This is a genomic window from Halobacillus sp. K22 (genome assembly GCF_052246795.1).
Taxonomy (GTDB): domain Bacteria; phylum Bacillota; class Bacilli; order Bacillales; family Halobacillaceae; genus Halobacillus.
This window is the reverse complement of the sequence record NZ_JBQQCN010000003.1, coordinates 26,320-51,237: the sequence shown is the minus strand read 5'-3', so window position 1 is coordinate 51,237 and position 24,918 is coordinate 26,320. Positions and strand designations below refer to the sequence as shown.

At 36.0% G+C, this 24,918-nt stretch carries 21 protein-coding genes; 3 read left to right on the top strand and 18 right to left on the bottom strand.

Features of this window, described 5'->3' with window-relative positions; all coding sequences use genetic code 11:
* Positions 1 to 174: 174 nt before the first annotated feature.
* Both betA and betB read right to left on the bottom strand, forming a co-directional pair.
* Positions 175 to 1,857 (bottom strand): choline dehydrogenase, encoded by a 1,683-nt coding sequence (gene betA / locus ACTWPM_RS03325; RefSeq protein ID WP_443131853.1) that lies wholly within the window; start codon positions 1,855 to 1,857, stop codon positions 175 to 177.
* A 165-nt stretch (positions 1,858 to 2,022) separates the two neighbouring features.
* Complete coding sequence (betB, locus tag ACTWPM_RS03320; RefSeq protein ID WP_443131654.1) at positions 2,023 to 3,495, bottom strand: betaine-aldehyde dehydrogenase; 1,473 nt, start codon at positions 3,493 to 3,495, stop codon at positions 2,023 to 2,025.
* 284 nt (positions 3,496 to 3,779) lie between these two features.
* Here betB and cudC point away from each other — a divergent pair, with 284 nt between their 5' ends.
* The 3 genes from cudC (at position 3,780) to ACTWPM_RS03305 (ending at position 6,713) form a co-directional block, all read left to right on the top strand.
* On the top strand, positions 3,780 to 4,328 hold the full coding sequence (gene cudC / locus ACTWPM_RS03315; RefSeq protein WP_443131653.1) for a choline uptake/conversion transcriptional regulator CudC: 549 nt from the start codon (positions 3,780 to 3,782) through the stop codon (positions 4,326 to 4,328).
* A 188-nt stretch (positions 4,329 to 4,516) separates the two neighbouring features.
* Positions 4,517 to 5,416, top strand: a complete 900-nt coding sequence (locus tag ACTWPM_RS03310; RefSeq protein WP_443131652.1) for a glycine betaine ABC transporter substrate-binding protein — start codon at positions 4,517 to 4,519, stop codon at positions 5,414 to 5,416.
* Positions 5,417 to 5,741: 325 nt separating this feature from the next.
* A complete protein-coding gene (locus ACTWPM_RS03305; protein ID WP_443131651.1) occupies positions 5,742 to 6,713 on the top strand; it encodes a C40 family peptidase in 972 nt (323 codons plus the stop codon).
* 153 nt (positions 6,714 to 6,866) lie between these two features.
* Here ACTWPM_RS03305 and ACTWPM_RS03300 read toward each other — a convergent pair whose 3' ends face one another.
* The 16 genes from ACTWPM_RS03300 to ACTWPM_RS03225 form a co-directional block, all read right to left on the bottom strand.
* Positions 6,867 to 7,856 carry a metallophosphoesterase gene (locus ACTWPM_RS03300; RefSeq protein ID WP_443131650.1) on the bottom strand — a complete coding sequence of 330 codons (990 nt, stop codon included), beginning with the start codon at positions 7,854 to 7,856 and terminating at the stop codon, positions 6,867 to 6,869.
* 221 nt (positions 7,857 to 8,077) lie between these two features.
* Positions 8,078 to 9,868 (bottom strand): ABC transporter ATP-binding protein, encoded by a 1,791-nt coding sequence (locus ACTWPM_RS03295; protein WP_443131649.1) that lies wholly within the window; start codon positions 9,866 to 9,868, stop codon positions 8,078 to 8,080.
* 14 nt (positions 9,869 to 9,882) lie between these two features.
* Positions 9,883 to 11,061, bottom strand: coding sequence for a nucleotidyltransferase domain-containing protein (locus ACTWPM_RS03290; RefSeq protein WP_443131648.1), 1,179 nt, complete (start codon positions 11,059 to 11,061; stop codon positions 9,883 to 9,885).
* Positions 11,021 to 11,521: a lasso peptide biosynthesis B2 protein gene (locus ACTWPM_RS03285; RefSeq protein ID WP_443131852.1), complete on the bottom strand. Its 501-nt coding sequence runs from the start codon at positions 11,519 to 11,521 to the stop codon at positions 11,021 to 11,023. Before ACTWPM_RS03285 ends, ACTWPM_RS03290 begins: the two co-directional genes overlap by 41 nt.
* A gap of 15 nt (positions 11,522 to 11,536) precedes the next feature.
* Complete coding sequence (locus ACTWPM_RS03280) at positions 11,537 to 11,836, bottom strand: lasso peptide biosynthesis PqqD family chaperone (RefSeq protein WP_443131647.1); 300 nt, start codon at positions 11,834 to 11,836, stop codon at positions 11,537 to 11,539.
* Positions 11,833 to 12,753 carry an HPr kinase/phosphorylase gene (locus tag ACTWPM_RS03275; protein WP_443131646.1) on the bottom strand — a complete coding sequence of 307 codons (921 nt, stop codon included), beginning with the start codon at positions 12,751 to 12,753 and terminating at the stop codon, positions 11,833 to 11,835. The genes ACTWPM_RS03280 and ACTWPM_RS03275 overlap by 4 nt, the downstream gene beginning before the upstream one ends.
* 107 nt (positions 12,754 to 12,860) lie before the next feature.
* Positions 12,861 to 12,992, bottom strand: coding sequence for a paeninodin family lasso peptide (locus ACTWPM_RS03270; RefSeq protein WP_443131645.1), 132 nt, complete (start codon positions 12,990 to 12,992; stop codon positions 12,861 to 12,863).
* A 15-nt stretch (positions 12,993 to 13,007) separates the two neighbouring features.
* Positions 13,008 to 14,942 carry an asparagine synthase-related protein gene (locus tag ACTWPM_RS03265; RefSeq protein WP_443131644.1) on the bottom strand — a complete coding sequence of 645 codons (1,935 nt, stop codon included), beginning with the start codon at positions 14,940 to 14,942 and terminating at the stop codon, positions 13,008 to 13,010.
* A 193-nt stretch (positions 14,943 to 15,135) separates the two neighbouring features.
* Entirely contained in the window at positions 15,136 to 16,233 is a 1,098-nt protein-coding gene (locus ACTWPM_RS03260; RefSeq protein WP_443131643.1) for an acyltransferase family protein, read from the bottom strand.
* Between the two features lie 46 nt (positions 16,234 to 16,279).
* Positions 16,280 to 18,058 carry an ABC transporter ATP-binding protein gene (locus tag ACTWPM_RS03255; RefSeq protein ID WP_443131851.1) on the bottom strand — a complete coding sequence of 593 codons (1,779 nt, stop codon included), beginning with the start codon at positions 18,056 to 18,058 and terminating at the stop codon, positions 16,280 to 16,282.
* Between the two features lie 14 nt (positions 18,059 to 18,072).
* Complete coding sequence (locus ACTWPM_RS03250; RefSeq protein ID WP_443131850.1) at positions 18,073 to 18,990, bottom strand: glycosyltransferase family 2 protein; 918 nt, start codon at positions 18,988 to 18,990, stop codon at positions 18,073 to 18,075.
* Positions 18,991 to 19,016: 26 nt separating this feature from the next.
* Complete coding sequence (locus ACTWPM_RS03245) at positions 19,017 to 20,051, bottom strand: glycosyltransferase family 2 protein (RefSeq protein ID WP_443131642.1); 1,035 nt, start codon at positions 20,049 to 20,051, stop codon at positions 19,017 to 19,019.
* 192 nt (positions 20,052 to 20,243) lie between these two features.
* Positions 20,244 to 21,341: a polysaccharide pyruvyl transferase family protein gene (locus tag ACTWPM_RS03240; RefSeq protein ID WP_443131641.1), complete on the bottom strand. Its 1,098-nt coding sequence runs from the start codon at positions 21,339 to 21,341 to the stop codon at positions 20,244 to 20,246.
* 227 nt (positions 21,342 to 21,568) lie between these two features.
* A complete protein-coding gene (locus ACTWPM_RS03235) occupies positions 21,569 to 22,693 on the bottom strand; it encodes a glycosyltransferase (RefSeq protein WP_443131640.1) in 1,125 nt (374 codons plus the stop codon).
* A gap of 17 nt (positions 22,694 to 22,710) precedes the next feature.
* Positions 22,711 to 23,904, bottom strand: coding sequence for a glycosyltransferase (locus ACTWPM_RS03230; protein ID WP_443131639.1), 1,194 nt, complete (start codon positions 23,902 to 23,904; stop codon positions 22,711 to 22,713).
* The gene (locus ACTWPM_RS03225) at positions 23,904 to 24,908 is read right to left on the bottom strand and encodes a hypothetical protein (RefSeq protein ID WP_443131638.1); all 1,005 of its coding nucleotides are present in this window, start codon (positions 24,906 to 24,908) and stop codon (positions 23,904 to 23,906) included. Before ACTWPM_RS03225 ends, ACTWPM_RS03230 begins: the two co-directional genes overlap by 1 nt.
* Between the last annotated feature and the right edge of the window lie 10 nt (positions 24,909 to 24,918).

Here is a 24,918-nt window from a genome sequence, read left to right as displayed (position 1 = left end):
AAAGCGAGCCGTTCCCTGGAGTCCCTTTCTCTACAAGATATCTAGGAATCGAGTCTTCAACTATCCGGCCCTTTTGCTTAATAAGCCTATATGAAAAGAGAAAAGGCCTTCTATCTAAAAGGTTTGCTTCATAAACAAACTCTTTTTTTGATAGAGACCTTCTCACAAGAAGCATTATTTAGTTACAGTACCTGCATCAGCTGGATGCTCACCGTGACGATAATAATCAGCATCAAGAGCATCGAGCGGTTTACGCTCAAGGATAAGGTCCGCTGCCTTTTCTGCCAGCATCAATACAGGAGCATGGATATTTCCGTTTGTTACATAAGGCATGGCAGATGCGTCCGCCACTCGTACATTGTCAAGCCCGTGAACCTTCATCGTGTTAGGGTCAACCACGGCCATCGGGTCTGATTCAGGTCCCATCTTAGCTGTACAAGACGGGTGCAGCGCCGTCTCCGCATCTTCTCTTACCCAATCCAGAATTTCTTCTTCGGTTTGAACCGTAGGACCAGGAGAAATTTCTCCAGCATTGTAAGGTTTCATAGCAGGTTGAGACATAATCTCACGAGTGATGCGGATCGCTTCTACCCACTCACGTTTATCTTGTTCAGTGGAAAGGTAGTTGTACACCATGCTTGGGTGCTCTTTTGGATCTTTCGACTTAATCTTCAAAGACCCACGTGCATCTGAATACATAGGCCCGATGTGGACTTGGAATCCGTGATCAGTCGGTGCTACTTGTCCATCATAACGAACCGCTACCGGTAAGAAGTGGAACATCAAGTTCGGATAGTCCACATCTTCGTTAGAACGGACAAATCCTCCCCCTTCAAAATGGTTGGTTGCTGCCGGACCTGTGCGTCCAAGTATCCACTGAAGGCCGATCCATGGCATACGCCACTTCTTCAGGTTTTGCTGTTCAGAAACCGGGACCGGGCACGCATGTTGCACATATACTTCAAGGTGATCTTGAAGGTTTTCCCCTACTCCCGGAAGATCGACAACTGGCTCAATGCCAAGGGAGCGAAGGTGCTTCGCATCACCAACACCAGAGAGTTGAAGCAACTGCGGCGTGTTGATCGCCCCACCTGAAAGAATAACTTCTCCGGCTTGTACTTGATGCATCTTTCCGTTTCGTTTATACGTTAATCCTTTAGCTTTCGTCCCATCGAAGTCAATGTTTGTAACAAAAGCACGTGTCTTGACTGTTAGATTCTCGCGGTCCATGACCGGGTGCAAGTAAGCACGGGATGCAGACAGACGTTGCCCTTTGTACACGTGCTTATCAAATGGACCAAAACCTTCCTGACGAAATCCGTTTACATCAGGGGTTCTGTTATACCCAGCCTGTACACCTGATTCAAAGAAAGCTTCGAACAAAGGATTTTTAGCTGGACCGCGTTCCAATTTGATTGGACCATCGTTACCGCGAAGGTCATCATTCGGCGATTCAAGCGCATTCTCGAGACGCTTGAAATAAGGAAGACAATGCTTCCAACTCCAACTTTCCATCCCTTCATCGGCTCCCCAGCGTTCATAATCTTTTGGATTTCCGCGTTGATAGATCATACCGTTAATGGAACTGGAACCTCCAAGTACTTTTCCGCGCGCATGCGGGATTCGACGCCCATTCATATACGGCTCAGGATCTGATTCGTACTGCCAGTCATAAAGGTTTTTCCCTGATGGGAACGGCAATGCTGCCGGCATTTGAATGAGTAAGTCCCATGAATAGTCACTGCGTCCAGCCTCTAGAACAAGTACGCTTTTTTTACCATCTGCACTTAAACGGTTGCCAAGTACCGAACCTGCACTACCGCCACCAACAATTACATAATCATATGATTCAATCATAGCCATTTTGTGTTCCTCCTTAGATGTTGTGATTCGAAAAAGTACAAGCAAGATAAAATCCTTGCTCAGAAGACCTTCTTCATTATGAAATTCATTTGATTGATATCATCCATAAACCTGGGGAGAGACTTAGGTCTCTCCCTTAAAGATTGCTAGTTAAATAGTTTAAAACCAGTTGATCGGTTCAGGTTTAAGGTTTTGGAATATATGTTTCGTCTCTGTATATTCTTCAATCCCTAATTTGCCTAGTTCACGCCCAATGCCAGATTGCTTAAATCCACCCCATGGTGCATGTGGAAAATAAAGATTAAATTCATTAATCCAAACCGTTCCCATCCGCATCTTCGCTGCACAGCGTTCCGCTTTTGCAATGTCGTTTGTAAAGACACCGCCGGCAAGACCGTAGATGGAGTCATTGGCAAGCTTTACGGCTTCTTGTTCTGCAGAGAACTTCTCAACCGTAATGACTGGCCCAAAACCTTCCTCCTGTACAACGCTCATCTCTGTAGTGCAGTCTGTAAAGATTGTAGGCAAGAAGAAGAAGCCGTTTTGTAATTCTGGATCTTCCGGACGTTTACCGCCTACAGCTAATGTAGCTCCTTCTCTAACCCCTGCTTGAACATATTTTTCTACTTTCGCAAGATGTTCCGCTGAAATAAGTGGCCCCATTTGAGTGTCTTCGTCAAATCCGCTTCCCAATTTGAATTGCTTCACTCGTTCCACAAGTGCCTGAACAAACTCATCGTGAATACTTTCTTCAACAATCAGTCTTGTACCAGCGGAACAAATCTGTCCTGCGTGGAAAAATACTCCGTTTAACGCCTGGTCGACAGCTAATTCAAAGTCGGCATCCGCGAAGATAATATTCGGGTTCTTGCCGCCGAGCTCAAGAGCGAGCTTCTTCACATTTCCACTAGCCGCCTGCATAATTTTCTTCCCTGTCGCAATACCACCTGTGAAAGAAATAAGATCTACATCTGTACTGCTTGACAACTCAGCACCAATCGTATTGCCTGCACCAAGCACAAGATTAGCCACACCAGCAGGTACGCCAGCTTCTTCCATCAATTCGAAGACTTTAATAGTAGTAAGTGGGGTGATTTCGCTCGGCTTCATAATTAAGGTGTTTCCCGTCGCAAGAGCTGGAGCCAGTTTCCAGGAAGCTTGCAGTAACGGATAATTCCAAGGTGTAATCTGCCCGCAAACTCCAACTGGTTCGTGTACCACTTTGCTGCTTGAGTTCGGTACAGGAGAATCAATTAGTTCTCCTCCATCTTTATCTGCAATCTCCCCGTAATAGCGAAAAACTCCAGCGATATCTTCCATGTCTCCACGGCTTTCGTCTACTGTCTTACCAGTATCCAACGATTCTAAGTGCGCCAATTCTTCTTTATCTCTTTCAATCAAACTGGCAATTTTATTTACGATCGTCCCGCGTTCCGTTGCTGGGGTAGAAGCCCATTCTCCATTATCAAATGCTTCTCTCGCTGCAGAAATGGCTGCTTTAGCATCTGATTCATCACCTTCTGGAACCGTAGCAATAATTTCCTGATTAAATGGATTAATAATGGTGCGCGTATTTCCTGAGTCCGCGTCCACCCATTTGCCATTGATGTATTGTTTTAGTTTTAGATCCATATCTATCAACTCCAATTCCGAAGTAAATTAACTTTATTAAAAATTTATTTAACAAAGTAAACATTAACACGTCTTTAAAATGCTGTCAAAACTATTTAGAATCTAAATCACAGGAAAAAATGAAGCAAACTATAACGCTTATGATTACTATGGTGGCGGTGTTTCATCAGGGCCGAAAATTAGATTCTAATTTGACATTTAAACTGAACACGTTAATATTAGGTTTGTGAAGAACATTTGATAAAAATTTAACACAGTTTACTTTATATTGAAGGAGCGACCTTATGAGTGACACTGAAAGATCAAGCATTAAAATGGAAAAAGCCAAGGATAAAGTTATTGGTGCCATTGCAGAGACAATGGATTTATATGGAGTGACACCAGCTGCTGCAAACTTATATGCGACGATGTACTTCAAAGATCAGATGACACTTGATGAAATGCGTACCGAACTTGGAATGAGTAAACCGAGTATGAGTACAAGCGTCCGCAGGCTCCAGGAAATAGATATGGTGAAAAAAACATTCACCCGAGGTTCCAGGAAACATACGTATGCAGCTGAGAAAAATTTCTTCCGATCCTTTATGTCGTTTTATTGTCAGATGTGGGAACGCGAAGCGAAGATGAACTTGGAAGCCATTACGGAAGCTCAAGAGGATTTTATAAATGTTATAAAAGATTCTGCCAGTACACCTGAAATTGTTGCAGAAGCAAAAAAATACTATGACCAATTAGAAGAATCTAAAACATACTACCATTGGTTAGAGGACTTAGTTGAAAGTATAAGAAGCGGTAAGATTTTCGAATTTTTACCGAAAGATCCACAAGATTAAGGCGCCAGGAAGTGTTCAGGCAGTCTATAGAAAACAATTACAGCCTGCCTTGTCACAGGGTTAGTCCCCTCTTTCCTAAGGAAGAGTGGACTTCTTCATACCTTTTATATTAAAAAAATTCTTAACGTATTTAATTTTTTACAGTTTGTAAAAATTAAAATAAATAACAACAAAGGAGAGTTTTCAGTATGTACAAGTGGAAAAAGGAACTTAGTTTTATTTTAGCGATTCTGATGGTGGTCGTACTGACCGCATGTGGAAGTACTAGCGGGGAATCAAATAGTGAGCAAACAGATACAGAATCAGAGGGAAAGAATAAAGAATTAACGATTGGTCAAGTTAACTGGGCCGAAAACATTGCCGTAACAAATATGTGGAAAGTAATTTTAGAAGAAAAAGGTTATAACGTAAAATTAAACAATTTAAATATGGGTAGTACGATGAAGGCGTTAGAAAGTGGCGATCTAGATGCCAGTTTGGAAATCTGGTTACCGGTTCAGGATGCGAATTACTTGGAGAAATATCAAGATTCGGTTAATTTTTCAGAAGCTACCTGGTATGACAATGCAAAAGTAGGACTTGTGGTTCCTGAATATGTAGAAGAAGTGAATAGCATAGAAGACTTAAATGAACATAAAGAACTGTTTAATAGCGAAATTGTTGGTTTTGGTCCTGGCGCAGGTACAATGGAAGTAACGGAACAATTAATTAAGGATTATGAACTTGACTATGAACTGCTTTCAAGTTCTGAATCCGCGATGCTAGCTGAAATTAAAGAAGCCGTCAAAGATGAAGAACCAATTGTTGCACCACTTTGGAGTCCGCACTGGGTATTCTCTAAATATGACTTGAAATTCCTCGAAGACCCACAAAACACTTACGGTGGCGTAGAGAAAATCCACCATGCTACAAGACAAGGATTTGAGGAAGATTATCCAAAAGTGAGCGAGTGGTTTAAAAATTGGAAGATGAATGATCAACAAATCGGTGAGCTTATCGAATATGTAGAAGGTACTGAAGAGCCTCTTGAAGGGGCTGAAAAATGGGTGGAAGAAAATCAGGATTTAATTGATGAATGGGTAAAGTAAAGGTTTGAACAGAAAAAATAAGAAGCTGGTCTCTCGTTTCTCACGGGAGGTCAGCTTCTTTTTAGATTTAGGCGGAGACAACGACTATACTACATGAAAATTGAGTCGTAGAGGAAGACGGGTGAAGTCCAAATTCCAACCATCTAAGTCTACTTTCCTATATCCTAACTGATGAGGAAAAATAACCATAGCCTGATGGATTACAAAAAGTAATAGAAATTTATCATATTTGTTATACAACTGTAAAATCGTGTCGAATTATCATATGCTACGATAATATATGAGAATAAGCTACCAATCCATACATAATTTAGGAGGTATTTTTTTGGGGAGGAAATTTGTAAGTGTCGTTATAGCTAGTCTTATGGGAATGTTTTTATTCGTACCGCATACATACGCAGGAGCAGCTTCAGGCTATGAAGTGATTGATCGCGCAAAAAAGCACCTCGGAGCTCCATACCAATGGAGTGGAGAAACACCGGATGGGTTTGATTGTTCGGGATTTACATACTATGTAATGGACAAAGTAGGACTCAATCTTCCAAGAGGTTCCTATGACCAATATAAAGAAGGTACATATGTAGCAGCATCAAATCTCCAAAAAGGAGATCTGGTTTTCTTCTCTGGAACACATAAAGCAGGTATTTCCCATGTAGGGTTTTATATAGGTGATGGGGAAATGATTTCCGCTACCAAAAGCAGAGGAGTGGCCATTGACCCCGTCTTCTCTGGTTATTGGGGAGATAAATACACAGGCGCTAAAAGATTTATAGATGATATTTTCTTCAGCGATGTATCACCTGATTACTGGGCTTATGACGAAATTAAGCATTTAAGTGACGAAGGGATCATCAATGGGTTATCTAATGGTAGTTTTGGACCTGCCGCCAATGTCACCAGAGCGCAAGTTGCTAAAATGGTGAGCGAGTCACTAGATCTTCAACCTTCTTCGTCTGGCCAATTCGAAGATGTCTCTTCTTCTCACTGGGCCTATGAATACATAAACGCTGCAGTCAAAGCTGGGGTAATCAATGGTTACGGGAACAACACATTTAAACCAGATGAAGATATTACCAGAGCTGAAATAGCAGCCATGATTACTAGAGCTTTCGAATTAAACAGTACAAGCAGTTCTTACAGCTTTAAAGATATCAAATCTTCTCATTGGGCATATGATGATGTGTACACATTAGCTGACAATTCTATCGCTACAGGATACGCTGACAACACATTCCGACCTAATGAAGAAGCAACAAGAGCTGAATTCAGTGCTTTCTTGTATCGTGCATTAGACTAAAAAAATATCTACCGTTCTATATAACTCAAATAACAGGTCATTAAACCTCTTATTTGGGTTATTTTTATTTTTTAATCCCAGTGACAGTCATAGCACATTCAATCTATTTTATAACCCTCTCTTCCTCTGATATAAACCGACTCACATAGAATACTAACCCCTTTTAAAAGTGATGACGTTTATTTCCGGAGTATTGAACAAACGAAAATTCAAAAAGCCGATCGCATTACTGCTCCCTAGACCAGTGCTTACATACTGTTTAATTCCTTCATATTCCCACAGCCCTTTCACACGATTATTCGGTGGAAGTATTCCTCCATTTGCATACCAGGGTTCGGGAATAAATAGTGCACCTACTAAAGGGAGGCGTATTTGTCCTCCATGATAATGACCAGCTATAATTAAATCATAGTCTCTCAAATTATAGTAAGAAGTATTTTTCAACTGATCAATACGAGGATCAGAAACAGGATAGTGATTGATAGCTACCGTCAGACCCTTATTATTCTCAATATCCAGTTCTTGAGCAAGTTCTTGCAATAATTGATTATGATATTCGATATATGGTTTGGTGCGGGAGTGCCTGGGCTTTACTCTTCCATTTGCAACCACAAATCCATGTTCAGCTTTTAAAACAGATAGTTCAAAGTCAATAATCCTAAGTTCTTCCCCTCCATACTTAAGCACTTCTAAAGATTCAAGAAGCTGCACTCCTCGTTGCTCCATTTCTCTAATAAAAGAACTTCTTACCAGTGAGTCTCCCTCGACTTCATAACTAGAAGGGTCTGTATTCCCTGCGACATAGTAAGCATGTTCTTTATTGTCAATTCCATCAATCAAATTAAAAAAAGGGGCTTCGTTCGAACTCGCGATTCCATCCATCATGTCTCCTGTAAAAAGGATGACATCATAATCGACTGCATTAACCTTATCAATCAGTTTCTTTTGCTTGGCTCCAAAAGATTTTTCATGAAGATCTGATACTTGCAAGATTTTCAGGTCATTCAACTGAGCTGATAAACCTTCAATAGTAACCTCTTCTTCCACGATCTTCACTCTTTTGTTATCCCAAATTGTATAAGGAATGACTAAAATGATGCATAAAGTAAGTACAAATATGACTATAACAAACAATGTTTTCATTTTGCCATTCCCTCCGCACGTCTTCCGTTCAGCATCTTTGCATTAATCATGGAACTATTTCGTATTACAATAAAAAGCTGGAGATAGGTTTGCCCTATAGTTAATCGGTGTTACTCAGTTTAATACTAGACCTATAGATTATGAAACGATCGTGAAAGAAGAGAATGATTTTCTCTTTTCTCCTATCTATTCTTAATAAAGAACGGCACTTCAAAAATTTTTTAATGAACGACTTTCATTTGATTACTCAACAAATGACTGAAGACATTTTTCTTATCATTAGCCAGTTGCTGAAACTCCCCTTTTTGCACTACTTCTCCTTCTTCTAAGACAATAACCTGGTCTGCATTTCGGATGGTTGACAATCGGTGGGCGATAACTATGATTGTCATTTTTCCTTTCAATTGTTCAATGGCTTCTTGTATTTTCTTCTCATTGTCAGAATCCAGCGCACTCGTTGCTTCATCTAAAATGAGAATTGATGGTTTTCTTAAGATCGCGCGGGCTAACACTAAGCGCTGACGTTCTCCTCCGGAAAGCTTGATTCCACGATCACCAATGAGTGTATCAAGTCCTTGAGGTAACTTCCGTACGAATTCTGCTGCGGATGAAAACTCCAAAGCTTCCCATATCTCTTCTTCACTCGCATTCGGATCGACTAGTTCCAAATTATCTCGAATACTTTCATTAAAAAGAAATGGATCTTGAGGTACATAACTAATGGCTTTTCGAAGGGAACGGATTTTTTGATCCGTAATCAGCTCTCCATCAATAAGGACCTCTCCCTGGTCCGGGTGATTCAACCCCATCAGCATATCAATTAATGTACTCTTCCCCGCTCCTGAGCGCCCGACAAAAGCCGTCATTTGATTAGAGGGAATGTCTATATTAATATCCTTAAGAGCATAATGGCTCTCCTTTTTGTAACGAAAAGAAAGGTTGCGGCACTGGATGGCTTCGTTCACCTCCAATGGGTCATTCCATTGATTTTCTTCCAGAAATTCACGGTCCTGCTCGCTTTGATTCCTTAATTCATTGACTGCTTTCAAGGAGGGGATGACTTTTGCGATTTGCTCCATAGAGGCTTGAATTCCTGTAACCCTCGGCCATAATCGAGAGAAAATGACGATCACTAACATCAATTGCCCGGCTTGAGCATTAAATAATTGAATTGCAATAAAAATAAACGCAGCGATCAAAACAGCAGATGCCATTTTATAGTACAGCCTGGAGGTCGCTTTCAATTTCGTGTATTCCACCTGTTCATCCTGCATTCCTTTGGTAATTCTATCGAACCAACGACTCCTTGATTCTTCAAGCGTATTGCTCTTCAAATCCTTCATACCATTCATCTGGTCCGTTACTCCAGAAAGGTATTGCCGGTTCAAACTATAACTGCGATTTCCCAATTCAAGAGAACGCTTCAAAAACTTCCGGTTAAAAAGAATAAGAATAAAGCCACAGGTAATGACGAAGGTTGTAATATTAGGAGACAAAAGGAACGCGAGCCCCACTTGAATCAACGTGAAAACTAAAGATGCTGCAAACTGTAAAAAAGACTGGGTACCACTGGCGGCTCGAGCAATTTCCCCTGTCATAATATTCACTAAGTCGGATTTTCTAGTATTCAAATAAAAATGCCATTTCGCATGAAGAAGTGAATCATACGTTTTCAATCGCAAGTGCCTCATAAACCCTTGGTGGATCACTGCATTTCTTACTGTTATCTTTCGTTGAAGTAAATTTTGAGCAATAACAATTCCTACATAAAATAAAAGGATCGATGGAAGTCCAATTTCAGGCGGAATTTGTTCGACGAACTGAAAAGCATCCATAAAAGGCAAGCCTTGTGTGCCTAAATCCACAATTCCACTCAAGCTAATTAAAGGGACAAGTAGTAAGATGCCCACACCCTCAAGAAGCCCGATGATAGTCATGGCAAATAAATTAATATATAAGACTTTTCCTGAATAGCTATTGATCTCCTTCAAAAAATAGAGAACATACTTCATTATCTCGCGTCCCCCTATGTGATTGCATGTTTCCTTGTCTTCCTCCACCCCCACAGAAATGGTCGCAGCGGAAAATATAAAAAGTGAAGTCTTTTAGGCAATGGCAAAAGCTCAGCATCCTCAGGATAAGGATACAAAAAACTCAGTATAAAAAAGAATTTCTGATTCGATGACATCAATGAAAATAAATGACGTTTGTGATAATCTGCAATCTCTTGAGGTAAAGGTTCTGAATGAAGGTTGACCATAGACTCTAAGTAGAAAACGGCTTGCTGCGCCAATGTACGAGACTTTTTCGTTATGGGCATGTCCAATGGAACAGGGGTGCCCAAAAGGACAGAGGATAGGTAAAGAGCTTGAGCTCCAACGTGCTGGAAGTGATATTGATTCAATAGTTGGCGGAGATGCTTCCAGTCCATTGGTACTTTCACCAATCGGTCCATATCTACCAACCACCGTAATCTGGACCACCCGTGCCTCGCTCCATGTGCAGCCAAGAACAAAAATAAATCTTCTTTCCCCAGTATGTAGATGGGGGTTTTTGAGATCGAGCTTATATCCTTCCGCTTCCATAAATGTTCAAATCCAGGCTCTTTACACGGACCGGGATTCAAACGCCAATGAAGCTCGATTTTCACTTTCTTTTGTGGATGATAGTAAGTGACATGATGATGTCTCCACTTCCAATCTGCTAACACGGTCTCGATATAATCATCTTTTTGATACCCATGGCTTGCCAGAAGCTCCTCTGCCCTTTCGAGGTCATTTAATGGAATCATCACATCCAAGTCCCCCGATGTCCTTAAGGAAACATCCCCATAAAGCTCATGTGATAGCATCGGGCCTTTCAAAAAAAGCAACCGAATGTTATGAGATGAGAACAAACGACTCATACGCTCCATCTCGCCACTCAATTGCAACATTTGAAAAGTATTACGCTTATATTCAACACGAAGTTTTTCTTCCACAAACTCAGGAATACGTTCCGCACCGACCATTTTTACTTTGGAATACAGCAACGGATACAGTCGATGATGCATCGCCTGTTTGATGAATAATTGCCAATCGATTTCCTTAAACCATTCTTCCGAGAGGTCATCAACCTCTTGTTGTTTTTCTGATTTAAGCAACTGAATAATTAAATGAACCTCTTTAGGTACGTTCGCTAATTGAAGAGTTGTATCTCTGCTCAAGGGATTCACCTCCTAACTGCTTCGCAAAGGTACTGACAACAGTAAAGCGCTCCATTCCCTTCGCGCCTGTGACAAAATAAGGACCACTCCTCAACCAGGCATGAGCGACCATCTCTCCGCTATCCTCTTTTGCCGTACCCAAGTAAAGAGTATGTTCGACGCCTCTTTTTTCAAGCATTTTCATTGCCGCCAATGCTTGAACAAGACAGCGACTCTCCCACAACGTGTACTTACTCATGATATGGATAGCTTGAGAAACTTTCGCTACTGTATTACGGTCTGTAGCCTCTTTTTCCTTACCCGTTTCCTTCATATATTCTCCCAGGGAAGGAGCTAACTCAGAAAATGGCCGGCGTTTTTGAATTCTCGCCCAACCTAAATAAAAATAAGACTCCAGCAACAACCCTTTCGATTCCTTACTCAAGGACAAAAAAGTCATCCATTTCCTCATGAGCTTAATTCCTTTCCAAGACTGTTATTCTGAAGCCTTCGCTTTCACTTCTATTAAATTCTCTTCCTTTAAATGGTTAAGGAACGATTGGACCTGTTCTTCACACATGCCCCGCTCCACCTCGTAAGTCTCCAACAAATCTTCAATTAAATCACGGACAGCTTTCGGTTCTTCAATCCTGTCCCATATCTCACCGCCAAGCTCTCCTAAATTATAATACTTTCCATTTTCAATGCTGAGCATCACGCGCTCTCCATCCATATCACTCACAATCTGCCCTTCCTTTTGCTGGACCACTTTCATCAAAGCTACTGATTGACTCATACTACTGATTCCTCCTTACCTATGGCACTTAAAATCTTGTCCGCCAATTCATTGGCAGTAAACTGCGAAACTGGTCTTCTCATATGAAACATATCAATATGTGGCAAGATCCTGGATGAGGTGCTAAAATGCCAATCCATAAGACCGGCCCGACGAATAATAAAATTCCTATACGTATGGTTGTACAAAGTACTGAATCGATATAAATCCTGAATTGGTTCCATATAAATCTGATCGTCTTCCGACTTCGTCAATTCAATCACTCCAGCTAGTGGCAGCTGACGTTCCTCAAATTGATCCACCACAGGCACCTTAAATTTCGTTTCCCTATCAATAATCGGCTCATACCCACTAGACTCTAAACCAAAATGATCCATAATCTCCTGCCATAGCTTTTGTTGCGGATAAGCTGGCGTCACCATTGGGACACCTTCCTCAGAAAACGAGACTGGGATGACGTCATCACTTAATAATTTATGTCCTCTTTTTAGAAATACTGAAGCTAAGGTTGATTTCCCTGCTCCGGAATCTCCGACGATGGCATAGGCTTTTCCGTCGATGGAAATAGCGCTGCCGTGTAAGGGGAGTATTCTTCTTTGCATAAGGATGATTCCCATGCAAGTGCCAAGGATGTATAACGGAATGTGATCCCTTCGCTTACTAGTCAGTGAAGTATAATAAATGTTTCTTCCATTCTCTACTAAGAAAATAGCTACATCAGGGATATAAAATAAAGCAGAATTTCTTTCAATCTTATAATATTGAGCTTCTTTTAATTCCTTTAACCGTTTGTCTACTAAATCCAATTCTTCAACTTGTATAGCGGGAGTACCATTAATCTGTAAACTTCTATTAAATAACTCAAAATCACTAGATATATTCAAACCAAAAATTTGGTAAGAGAAAGTTTCCTTCATATCTCAACGCCTTTCTCGAAGTAAAGATTTTTAACTATTAAAAGTCCCTAGCCTTATCTTGCACTAGGGGGCTTTTAATAATTAATGTACGCCTTTACGTATGACCATTAACTAAAGGTAAGATCACCTCTATGAGTGCCTTCTGGGAAGTCATTATCAAGATGGTCTCCTTCTTGACCAAGCATCGTTTCTGTAACATTTAATTCATCTAATTTAGGACAAGTCCATTCTTTCTTCATATTTATCACCTCCTCTCAATAATTTCTTTTCATAAATCTATAAAATATTAAGCTTCTCATCAATACTTTATAATTTGAGCTTATTGCGGTAATATTCTTTTCATTTTTTGTTATTTCTAAGGCTTTTTCTATAGTTTCAACACTGACATACTCTTGCATTGCTTTATCTTTTGTTAATTCGTTAATTTCATTTTCGATAGAGTTCCAGTGCGGTTTCACTCTATGGAGCCAATCTACACCCTGAGCTCCTCGACTCTTTTGATTCAAGCGTACTTGATCTGGTAAAAAACCCTTAGTCGCCTGTCTTATTAACGCTCTATCCATACCCTTTTGGATAAATTGATCATCTGGCACCGAAAGGCAAAAACGGACAACTCTAAGATCATTCGAAGGATCACGCTTCCATAAACTATGCTTTAAAGATAATTTAGTAGTTAATGTACTCCCTGTATTCCAAGGGTACATATTAGAAAAAATACTTTCTCGAGCTTCATATGAGTTAGATGAATTCAACCACCCAGAACGGTCAATCCCTCTTCCGGAAAAATAATCATATACTTTCATTCGCTCCGCAAAATTTTCATTGATAAACTTATTGGTTGATGAAGAGCTTGTTTGCTTTGTTAATAACTTTAGCTTTGGGAATCCAATGTTCACAATTTCGGGCAACAATCTGATCCTTGCCCCACCTACTCTATGACTGTAGCTATTTAACTCCTGATAGAGCTGTAACCATTTCATTTTCTTAAACAATATCGAGTAAAAATCCAAAGCCGGCCCCCATGATATAGAGAAATTTCCTCTATCTCCATTTAAGAGTACCCCCGCTCCATTACGACTAGCATATTCATAAATCCCTTTTAACCAGAAGGAGTTTTCAAAAAATTTATAAGGCATTTCCATTGTATCTATTAAATCATCAATAATAGAATAAGAGTCTTCTCCTTGAAAATCTAAATAATGATCGTTTATACCTGGTATATGATTAACTGTGGATTTTATATAGGGCCTTTCATCAGGAACTAATTGCTTTGGTGTAAAATCTTCAAAATCCTTATGAGGAATATAACTATAAGTATCTAATGATTTGTTTTCTTTAAATAAAGTATCTGCAGCAAAAGCCACCACTGCTCCAGAATCCAATCCGCCACTTAGTTGGGACCCTACCTTCTTTATAGAACGTAACCTTGAATCTACCGCTTTTTTAAATACTTCTTGAAAGGCCTCTACATATTCCTCACTGGATTTAAGCTTCAGCTTCTCCACAGGGTATAAATACACGTACCTTTCAAGCTCTAATCCATCTTGATTAACAGTGATAGAATGCGATGGGGGAATCTGTTTTATATCTTTGTAAGGAGTTAAATGAGCATCTAAAGTGTCAATCGTCCCTGTTATTGCTAAATACTCCGCTATCCAACCTTCATCTAATGTCCTACAATTAAATCTTTCTTTTATTGGTTCTATAGTAGTGCACACACTAAAAACATTATCGGAATAGTGATAATATAAAGTTCGAGCTCCAGAGAAGTCCCTTGCCCCAAACAACTTCCTTTCACGTGCATCCCATATTAAAAATGCAAAGTCTCCTACTAAGTGCTTCGGACAATCCCTACCCCATTTTTGATAGGCTAATAAGATTAATTGACTATCAGGTATATTCCTTCTTGCTTTTGTAACTTGTAGAATTTCAAGCAACTCTTCACGGTTATCAATAATAGCATCAGCTGTAATTACAAGTTTTCTTTCATGGTCATGAAACGGCAGCTTTTCTTTCACAGATTCAGGCGTGATCCATTGATGATGACACCCAAAGAACACATGATCTTCTTCCCATGTCTGCCTATCGTCACAGGGATATTGATTTAATGTATCCATCATTAAATTACACTGATCTGCTTGAATGGTCTTATCATTGCTAATACTGACAACCCCTAGAATCGCACTCATATAATCCCTCTTTTATATTTTCACTTGAATAACGAATTTAAATTCTCAATAAAGAACGTTATAATAAAAAATAAACGTCCCTTATTTATGATAAAAGACTTTAACTAATACAGTTCTATATAAAGAACATACTATACTTTCTTAAAGAACGCAATATCATTATTGAATTTTCTTACGATTTCTCCAAAATACGTCAACCGACATTAGTGGTCTGGTATTTTCTCCTCTTAGGAATAAGGTTTATATCTTTTTTCCAATGTTTATCGATAAGCTGCTGAAGAGGACTATATATAAGATTAATAAGATACGAAGTAACCAAGCACAGAACAATTAACAACATATATATGAGGATGGGATATTTAGGCGCAAATACTATTGCAGGAAACATCGACATGTAAAAGAACATGTGTGTTAGCCATATGTTTGTGGAATGAACACCAAAATAGGTTAAAACTTTTCTTAAAAATTTGGATTTATCCATGGCACTAAACAGACAAATAAAACTAATAGCTGTTAAAGGAGCAATAATCATAGATTCATAAATGGAGTGAATGATAATCAACAATACTATCCCTAATATACATAAAGTATTTTTTCTTTTGAGCTTTTGAAGTTGCCGAGTAAACCATGAATATATTTTTTTCTCAGCAAATATGGCTCCGGCTAAGAACGCAAATTGAGACGTACCAACTAATACTAAGGCATTTACAACTATATTAACTACACTATTATCACCAAAATCAATTACGTGCTTAATACGTTGGATATAAGCTAAAAGATATATCAGACCAGATACCATGACTACCAACCAAGGGTTATGCTTTTTAATAAAATTAAATAGGAAGGGACTCAATATAATAAGAATAGTATAGGTTTGCAGATACCACCATGCACCATTATAAGAATTAGATAATAAGAAAAAATTCAGGAAAAATTCATAAAACCCTCCTGAAAATGCCTGCATATTTCCCATAATTAGACCTATCCCTAAAAACGTGAATAATATCACCCAAAATCTTATAAGTAATTGAACTATCCTTCTTAGGTTTTTACTGCTATTAGATACACTCTTATTCATTGTTATATATAATCCATATCCACTTGCAAATAAGTAAATAGGAACACAAGCATCCCCAAACAAACCAAAGTAATATACAAGTGGTACATCATTAAATAAAGGAAAAGTTTCGTATAGACCCCCTACATCTTTTCTTGCAAATAAATGAAGAGCTAGCATCATTAAGATAGCTACCCCTTGAAGAATTTTAATATCATTTTTTGAGAATTCCATCCGTTTCTCCTTTACGAGATAATCAGCATATATCTATATTATTCATCTACATAATTGACTTTTTCCTTCTATGATCTTCTATAGATACAAGTTCGCCTTTATTCATTTCGAAAACTAGATCACAATTTTTAATGGTGCTTAACCTGTGAGCAATAATAATTAAGGTTTTCTCTCCTTTTAAACCATCAATTGCTTTCATTATTTCCGATTCTGTATTATTATCCAAAGCGGATGTGGCTTCATCCATAAATAATATCTCAGGGTTGTGATATAATGCCCTGGCAATACCTATTCTTTGTCTTTGACCTCCTGATAATCTAACTCCATTCTCGCCTACTTTAGTGTCCAATTGCTGAGGAAGTTCCATAACAAACTCTTTTAATTGTGCCTGAGCCAATGCTCTCCAAACTTCTTCATCATTTATGTCTCCACTCTCTATGCCAAATGCAATATTTCCCCTTATAGAATCATCTGACAGGTATATAGATTGTGGAATATATCCAATTTTTTGTTGCCACATAGACTTTTGAGTATTTAAATCTTTTCCATCTACAAGCACCCTTCCTTTTTCCGGGGTATACAAACCTAATATGATATCAACAATTGTCGTTTTCCCGGCTCCGGACTCACCTATAAATGCTACAGATTCTCCAATTGGTATGGTTAGAGAAACATCTTTTACTGAGTAAACGTCCTGATCAGGATATCTATAGGAAACATTATCAACTTGTAGAGAATCTTTAAAAGTTTTTTCACCTTTATTGATAAAAAAGTTGGTTGGTTTTGTTATTACATCTGAGAATGTGTCTTCATCAGAATACAAATCATTATATATGACTGACAAAGCAGGTTGACTATATTTGATGGAAGTAATCATTGCGACTACTCTAGTGATTGAAGGCATTAGGCGAAATGCGGACATAGCAAACAGCGCCATCGTAGAAATGAGTTCTGTAGTATCTTTTCCTTGTATAACAATAATAACCATGGTAATTAAAACTACTGAAACTAATAATGTTTCAATAAATAACCTTGGTACTTGTTCTAGCATTTTCATATACCGGCTATTGTTGGCTTTTATTTGACTCTGTCTAGTAAAAGCGTTGATAAAAAAGTTTTCTTTACCAGATACCTTCACCACCTTGCTAGCACCAAGACCTTGATTTATCCATTTAATCATTAATCCGCTTACCTTTTGTTGTTCTTTACCCAATGTTGATATTTTTTTACGGAAGAATTTAAAGAAAATTAAAACGCCCCCACCTAAGAGGATGAAAGCAGAAAGAGTTGCTATAGGAGATGTGATAAATAACAAAATCAGGATACAAGTAATTACTAGTAGTTCAGTAAACAATTGAAAGCTAGACATAATAATCCCTTGAAAAACTTTAGATATTTCCCCATTCACATTTCGCAGTAAGTCTGACGTATTGCGCTGCAAATGAAAGGTATAAGGCTTAGTTAAATATTCTTTAAACAGTATTCTTGATAATTTAACCTGTTGGTTTAAAATAACTCGAAATTGGGAGTATTGGAATAAAAGTAAATATAGATTTTTCACTAAAAAAACAAAGAGAAATACCCCCACTGCAAAAACGACAAAGGATGTATGTGATTGGAAATTTAACGTATTATAAATATTATTAAGTATTGCTTGATTTTGTATCTGATCAGGATTAGTGATGATTCCTACAAATGGAATAATGAGACCTATTCCTAATGTCTCTAAAAGAGCGGCCATTATCATCATAATAAATAAAATAGTAAGTTTTTTCTTTTCTCTTTTGTTAAAGAGCATAAGTATTTTTTTCACCGTCTCTAACATATAATTCACGCCTTTCACCTTAGTATCTTAAAAGTGTATTTCTTGATCCTAAAACAACTTTTATAAAAACAATAAATAATATGTTTATTGAATAGCTTAATATAGTTCAAATTTCCAAAACCACCAATTTTTTCAAAATCTTTAATAAACCGAAATGCGTTTTTAAAGAAAAAAGAAGTAGGATAGTCATATAGCAATTTAATATAATAAACTCTAAAATATTTAATACCTTCTTCAAATTCCTTACCAAATTCTTTGTATAAACCCTCATTTATTAAATAATTTTTAATTTCTGTGTAAGCCCATAAATTATCTAAGATTCTATTATCTCTTGTGGATGTAGTTGAGTCACTTCTTTTTAAATAATTATAAGAAATTTCATCAATTAAACTAATGTGGTTTGATTTAATATATAGCTTAGCAATAAGATTTAAATCTTCATAATATCTACCTTCCTTAAAGTAAAGGTTGTTATTAATAAACAATTCCTTTTTAAAAAGTTTATTGCAGGGGTAAGCTCTCTGAAGTATATCTCGGAAAGTAATTTCTTTTGGTATATACTCGCTTAGTTGCCTACCATTTTCATCAATTTCTCTAATTCCTATAATAGAAATGTCAGATTTATTTTTTGAGCTCTGCTTGTATAGTAAACTAAACATGTTGCTTTCTATCCAATCATCACTATCTACAAACCCTATATATTCTCCACTAGCCTTTCTTAATCCCAAATTCCTCGCAGCTGCTTGGCCACGATTTTCAGTATGAAAAACTTTTACTTTTTTATTATGAGAAGCGTAATGATCACATATAGTACCACTACGATCTTTAGATCCATCATTGACCAAAATCAATTCAAAATTAGTAAATTTCTGAGCTAATATAGATTCTATACATTTACTTAAATATTTCTCTACATTAAATACAGGAACAATTATACTAATATCTATAGAAATTACCCTCAGCTCCTTTTCATGTTGTAATTCTTAGGTTTTACAAATATTCTTTCTAATACCAGATAGCTTTTTATCATGACTATTATAACTTTAGCTTTTCTCAAAAAAAGTGATTGATTATAATTATTAAGAGCTTTTATAAAGTAAGGATGGTGAATTAATCTATATAATTTGATGATTTTATCTTTCCGAGTATTTTTAGAATATGAAATTTTTTTAAATTCACTAATATAATCCGCCACAGTTCTATAATTTTCGTATCTTAAACATTTCTCATAAACATTATTAGTAATGTGATTTTTCTTTAATGTTTTTAAAATCTCTTTCCTAGCATCTATATGTAAACATAACGAATTACTACTATTCATGATACTTTTTGGGTTTACCCTTCTATAAGTATATAAGGATTCGTTAATAGAACAGATACAATTCGCCTGAGCTACAGCATTTATATTAAAGCAAAGATCTTCCGCAATACTTATATTCTCACTAATATATAAACCATTTTTCTTTATATGACTATTTTTATATAATTTATTACAGAGACTTGAGTAACCTAAAATTTTGTTTTGAACTAATAATTTTTCTAATTCTCTTTTAATCTCATCACCAATTATTACATCTTTATGGTTAAGTGGAGTTAGAAAATCTTTTGTTTCTTTTGTAAAGTCGCTAATCTCTTTATAGCCACACGCTACTATTTCCGCATTATTTATTTTAATAGATTCATACATCTTAAAGTACATTCCCTCATTAATTACGTCATCACTGTCTACAAAGCCTATATACTCTCCTGATGACATTCTTATACCCAGGTTCCTCGCGGAGCTTGCACCACCATTTTTTTTGTGAAACACCTTTATTCTTATATCTTCCAGTCTATACTTCTCACAAATTTCCCCACTGTTGTCTGTTGAACCATCATTTATTAGCAGTAGTTCAAAATCCTTCAACTTTTGAGCTTGAATAGATTCAATGCAATTTCCGATAAAATATTCGGAATTATATACTGGAACTATAATACTTATTAAAGGTTTCATATCCTTCTCCTCTTGTTTAAGTTACATAAATTAATGAATAAGCTGTAACCTTTTATTCAGGGACCTCCATGTCAGTTACTCCTGTATAGAATACTTTGTCCATCATTCTATGTTAATGCTTGTCATTTACTCCCATCACTGATTTTTAGTAACAAATATGGGTTACACTTACTAATTATAATATATTATGATTCAGGATTCCTTTAACAAATTATCTAAACCTTTAAATTGTCCTTCAGCAGAAATTAAAGTATTTTCATTATTGAGAGTGTTATCATGAATATTTCTAATAACTTCCTTTACACGTAAATCGTTAACATTCTTAATATAACTATAATGATCTGTCATATTTAAATCTTCTAAAACATGAAATGTTTTATCGCTATATACTATTGGAAATACATTTTGTTTAAATATCAGTGCCAATATTATTGAATGAAAACGAGTTCCTATTATGGTTTTACAACTTTTATATTCTTTAAGGAAATAATTAATATCTCCTTCATATTTAATAACTTTAATATTATGTCTTCGAACGGTGTTCATCATATTAAGTACTCTATTTATAGCATATAGGTCTCCCTCGTTTTTGCAGAAAGAGAATAATTTGATTTTATAGTCTCTTTTCAGATACTCTTCTATAAACTCAATAATCTTATTTTCATAATGTTGTTGATATTCACTTAAACCACTCCTATTTTGTAAATCTATTAAGGAAAAACCTACGCTTTTTTCCTCTTTAGAATAGAAACCATCAGTATCTAAACAAAATACCACGTCAGGTGCAACTCTAACTTGATTTAGATTATGAAAAAGATTGTAAGAATAAAAATCACGAAAGCATATATCATCAAAATATTTAAATAATTCTTTATGTTGTTCTATATATGATTTACTTTCAAACGGACCAAAGTTAGATCCGATAATAAAAGTATTTTTTCCATTCTTTTTAAATCTTAATGGAATGTTCTTTCTGCTTTGTATATTATTTTCCCAACCTTCTCTCTCCATAAAAATCGACCCACCAATATTCACATAGGCGTCGTATTTTTTATAATCAAAAAAGTTATCGTTAATCTTTTTAAACAAATTATATTTTCGATTAATAATTTTCTGACTTAATGATTTAATTATTTTGACATTACGATATTCCTTAAAAACCAATTCATATTTTTTATAGGGAGTTAATAAATCCCATTGTACATTTGGATATCTATCAAATAGAATTTTTAAGAAGAGGTCATCTCCTAGATTAAGGTAGTAATACGCATCCACTAATATTCTTTTCATAACAGACCACCTAATTAATATTATTGAAGTATTTTTCTTAGACTATTTTTTACCTCTTATGAATAATTTTCTAATGTTAATACCATTTAATATCACCATATATTCATAAATATCTTTATTAAAAGTATTCACTTTTTATAATTTATCTCCTAACATAACTTTTGGAGTGCGAAAGTAGCCGCTACGTTTCTTAATGTATCCAGATTTAGATAAGTTTTTTCTTGTCTCTAAAACAACTGATAAACTTTGTTAATGTTTTTTAGTAGCATAATTATGTTTTCATTCATTTCAAGTTCATCAAAGTTCACAACCCTTGCGTTTTTCCTTTGGTCCAACTGTTCATATGCTCCTGTAAAGTTAGTACTGACGATGGGTTTGTTAAAGACTTTCGCTTCAGCTAGTGTTAAACAGTACCCTTCATGTCTAGAGGGTTGTACATATAGGTCACACTCTTTCATATATGGATAAGGATTTAAAGTTGCTCCCAATAATATAAAGTCTTCCTGCAGTCCATATAATTTTATTAATTCTTCATATTCTTCTCTTGCTTTCCCCTCACCAATGCAATACCACCTAATTTTAAATCCAGTTCTTTTTAGATCCGCAGCTACCTTTATTATTAAATCTTGTCCTTTTTCATAACTTAAACGACCAACAGTTAGTATCCTGAAACCATTATAATTATCCTGAAACCCTGTGCTTTCACTTGCCATTTCTTTAATCTTCGTCTCTGATATTCGGTTAGGAGAGGCCAGAACTTTCTCTTTCAATCCTGGTGCCACTTTTAGAAGGCTTCTTTTACCTTCTTCTGAAACTACACGAATTCTATCAAAATTACTGTATATTTTTTCAGCATAACCTTTATTGAACCCAATTTTTGTCACATCAAAATGAATCCATTGAATTCTCTCAGTAGCTCTTACTTTATTCAATATAAAAAAGCTTATGAGGTCCATTGGCCCTGCATAAGCTATTGCTTGATCATAAGTACCTTTATAATTCTTAATGTCCTTCAATACAAACTTCATAAGTAAATTATTATTATTCAAGAATTTAGATAAAATGTATATCACTGAAAAGCTTAGTCCATTAACAATATTCCCTGCCTTTATACCCTTTTTAATTAATTCTCGTGGTGGGGTATTGATTATAGGTTTAATATTTGAATAATTATCTAGAACATCAATATGAACATGTTCAGGGATATATTTCAATAATTCGCCTTTTTTTTCTAACATTAAAACTGTTATATCATACTGATCACTTGGCATCTCAGCTATCTTATTAAGTAATGCTTTTTCAGTACCGCCAATATTCATATTGATTACCATGAATAATACTCTTTTTTTCATCCCTCCACCACCTCAAGTTAACTTATTAAATCATAAAATTTCTCTAGTTCCTCCGTATTTCCTTTTTTCTCTTCTTTTAGATATTCTATAATTTGTTTCCTAAGTGAAGGGTTTTCTATTAACTTCATTACTCCTTCATAAATACTATGGCCATCCATATCAACCACCAAGCCATTCTTCCCGTGGATCATTTGATTATAAACGGCATCAAACCTAGTGGTAACCACAGGAACATTTAGCATTCTCGCTTCTGCAATAGCAAGACCAAAACCTTCAAATTTAGAAGTTTGCACATAAATGTCAGAATTTTTTACATAAGGATAGGGATTAGCTTTTACTCCTAACAATATAAAATAGTCTCCCAATCCTTTGTCGTTAATAGCTTTTACTATATCTCTTTGTAATGGTCCTTTGCCCAAAACATACCATTTAAAGTTAACACCTCTCTGCTTCAATTTTTCACAAGCTTCTAAAGCTATATCGTATCCTTTTTGATAATCTAACCTTCCTATCGTAAGAATTCTTAAAGGTTGACTATCATTTTTATATGGTTGTTCTTCCTCAGCCATCTTGGTTATTAATTTTTCATTATTAATATCGTAGATCACTTTAATACTATAAGAGTAATTAGGGAAAGTTTCCTTAAAAACTTTTTCTGTGGTTTCCGATACCGCAACAATTTTATCAAACTTATCGTAATATTCCGTCTGGAATTCCTTATCTTTTTCTTCCATCCTATAACTGATATTCACCCAAGCGAGCTTTTGCCTAGCTTTAACTTTTTCAGCAACATAAAAAGTTGGTACACCCTGCGCATATGCAATAGCAGTATCATACTCTTTTTTCCTCTCGTCTATTACCCTTGAGACACTTTCCCAATACATTCGAGCTTTTACAACATTACGAAGACTTTTTTTCTTTCTCACTAAAAAAGAATATTTTAACCGAGCATACATCATATTATACTCTGAGTTTTGCAAAGATGTATTTATGGCTTTTCGAAAACTTAAAGAACTAAAATCGGTGTACCTTAGGGGAGGAAGTAAGTTAACTTCTCTTGGTATTATCTTTTCTAAAGATCCTCCGTAACCAAATAACAATAAATCTACATTGTATTTATCATAATCCAATAAAGATAATAGTGTAACTAAACTCTTTTCAGCTCCTGCACAATTTAGTGAGTCAATAACAAACAATAAATTTTTTTTCATTATATCCTCTTCCTCCCCTCTAATGAGGTTCTGATATTTTGTTTAAGATCTATAAGTATCAATTTTCCTCTATTGAAAACTTTGTTTAAACAATACTTAATTAATTCCTTATCTACTTGTAATTCTAAACCTTTATAACTATTATTATCATTAAAAATATTACCTTTAAAAAATCTCTGGCTTAATGTATTTGTTTCATCTTTAGTTTTAGACATATACACACCACAATTAAATCTGGTTTGAAAGTCATTTTTAAGCTTGTTTAGAGAAGCTTTTTCTGGAAATTCTAGCAAGAATACAGTTAGGTATTCGTCTTTTTTTTCATTCCTAGAAATTGAAATTTTTTTTACTTTATTATTAAATTTAACTAATTTTTCATAATAAATACCTACACCAGCATCACCTAGATATTTGGTTATCATCTTCATTTCATCTTCTGTTCTGCGCTTAATTACCCATATATAAGTATTACCTTTTATTTGGCAATATTCATAAGCCATTTCATCAGACCATCTAGTTAACATTCCTTTATCCTGAAAGAATTTATAATTATACCCTTGGTGGGAACCCTTGAACCTTTGAATTTTTACTTTTTCCCCTAATAATGCTGCTGTTGCTATTCTATGAGCTCCATCTATAGGTACATAATTCTCATCAACAGGAATTATTGACTTCTCTTCATCAAAACCGTTTTCTTTTATGGACTCCAAAGTTTTGTGATAGGAGTTTACGAATTTTTTAATCCCCTTTTTACCTGATCCATCATCTTCATCGTATCTATTAAATACCCATAGGTGATTCTCATAAAGATTATAGGCCCATTTACTTTCAATATTATTTAATACACATTTTCCATATATATATTTAGCCATGATGTCAAAACGTTTACTATTTATTAAAAATTTAGGATCAACCTCTTCTACTTTTGATCCTTCTAAAACTTCCCTATTTTCTACTCTTTTTAGGTTAAATCTATCATCATTTCTCTCGTGAATTCTCTTCACTATATAAACA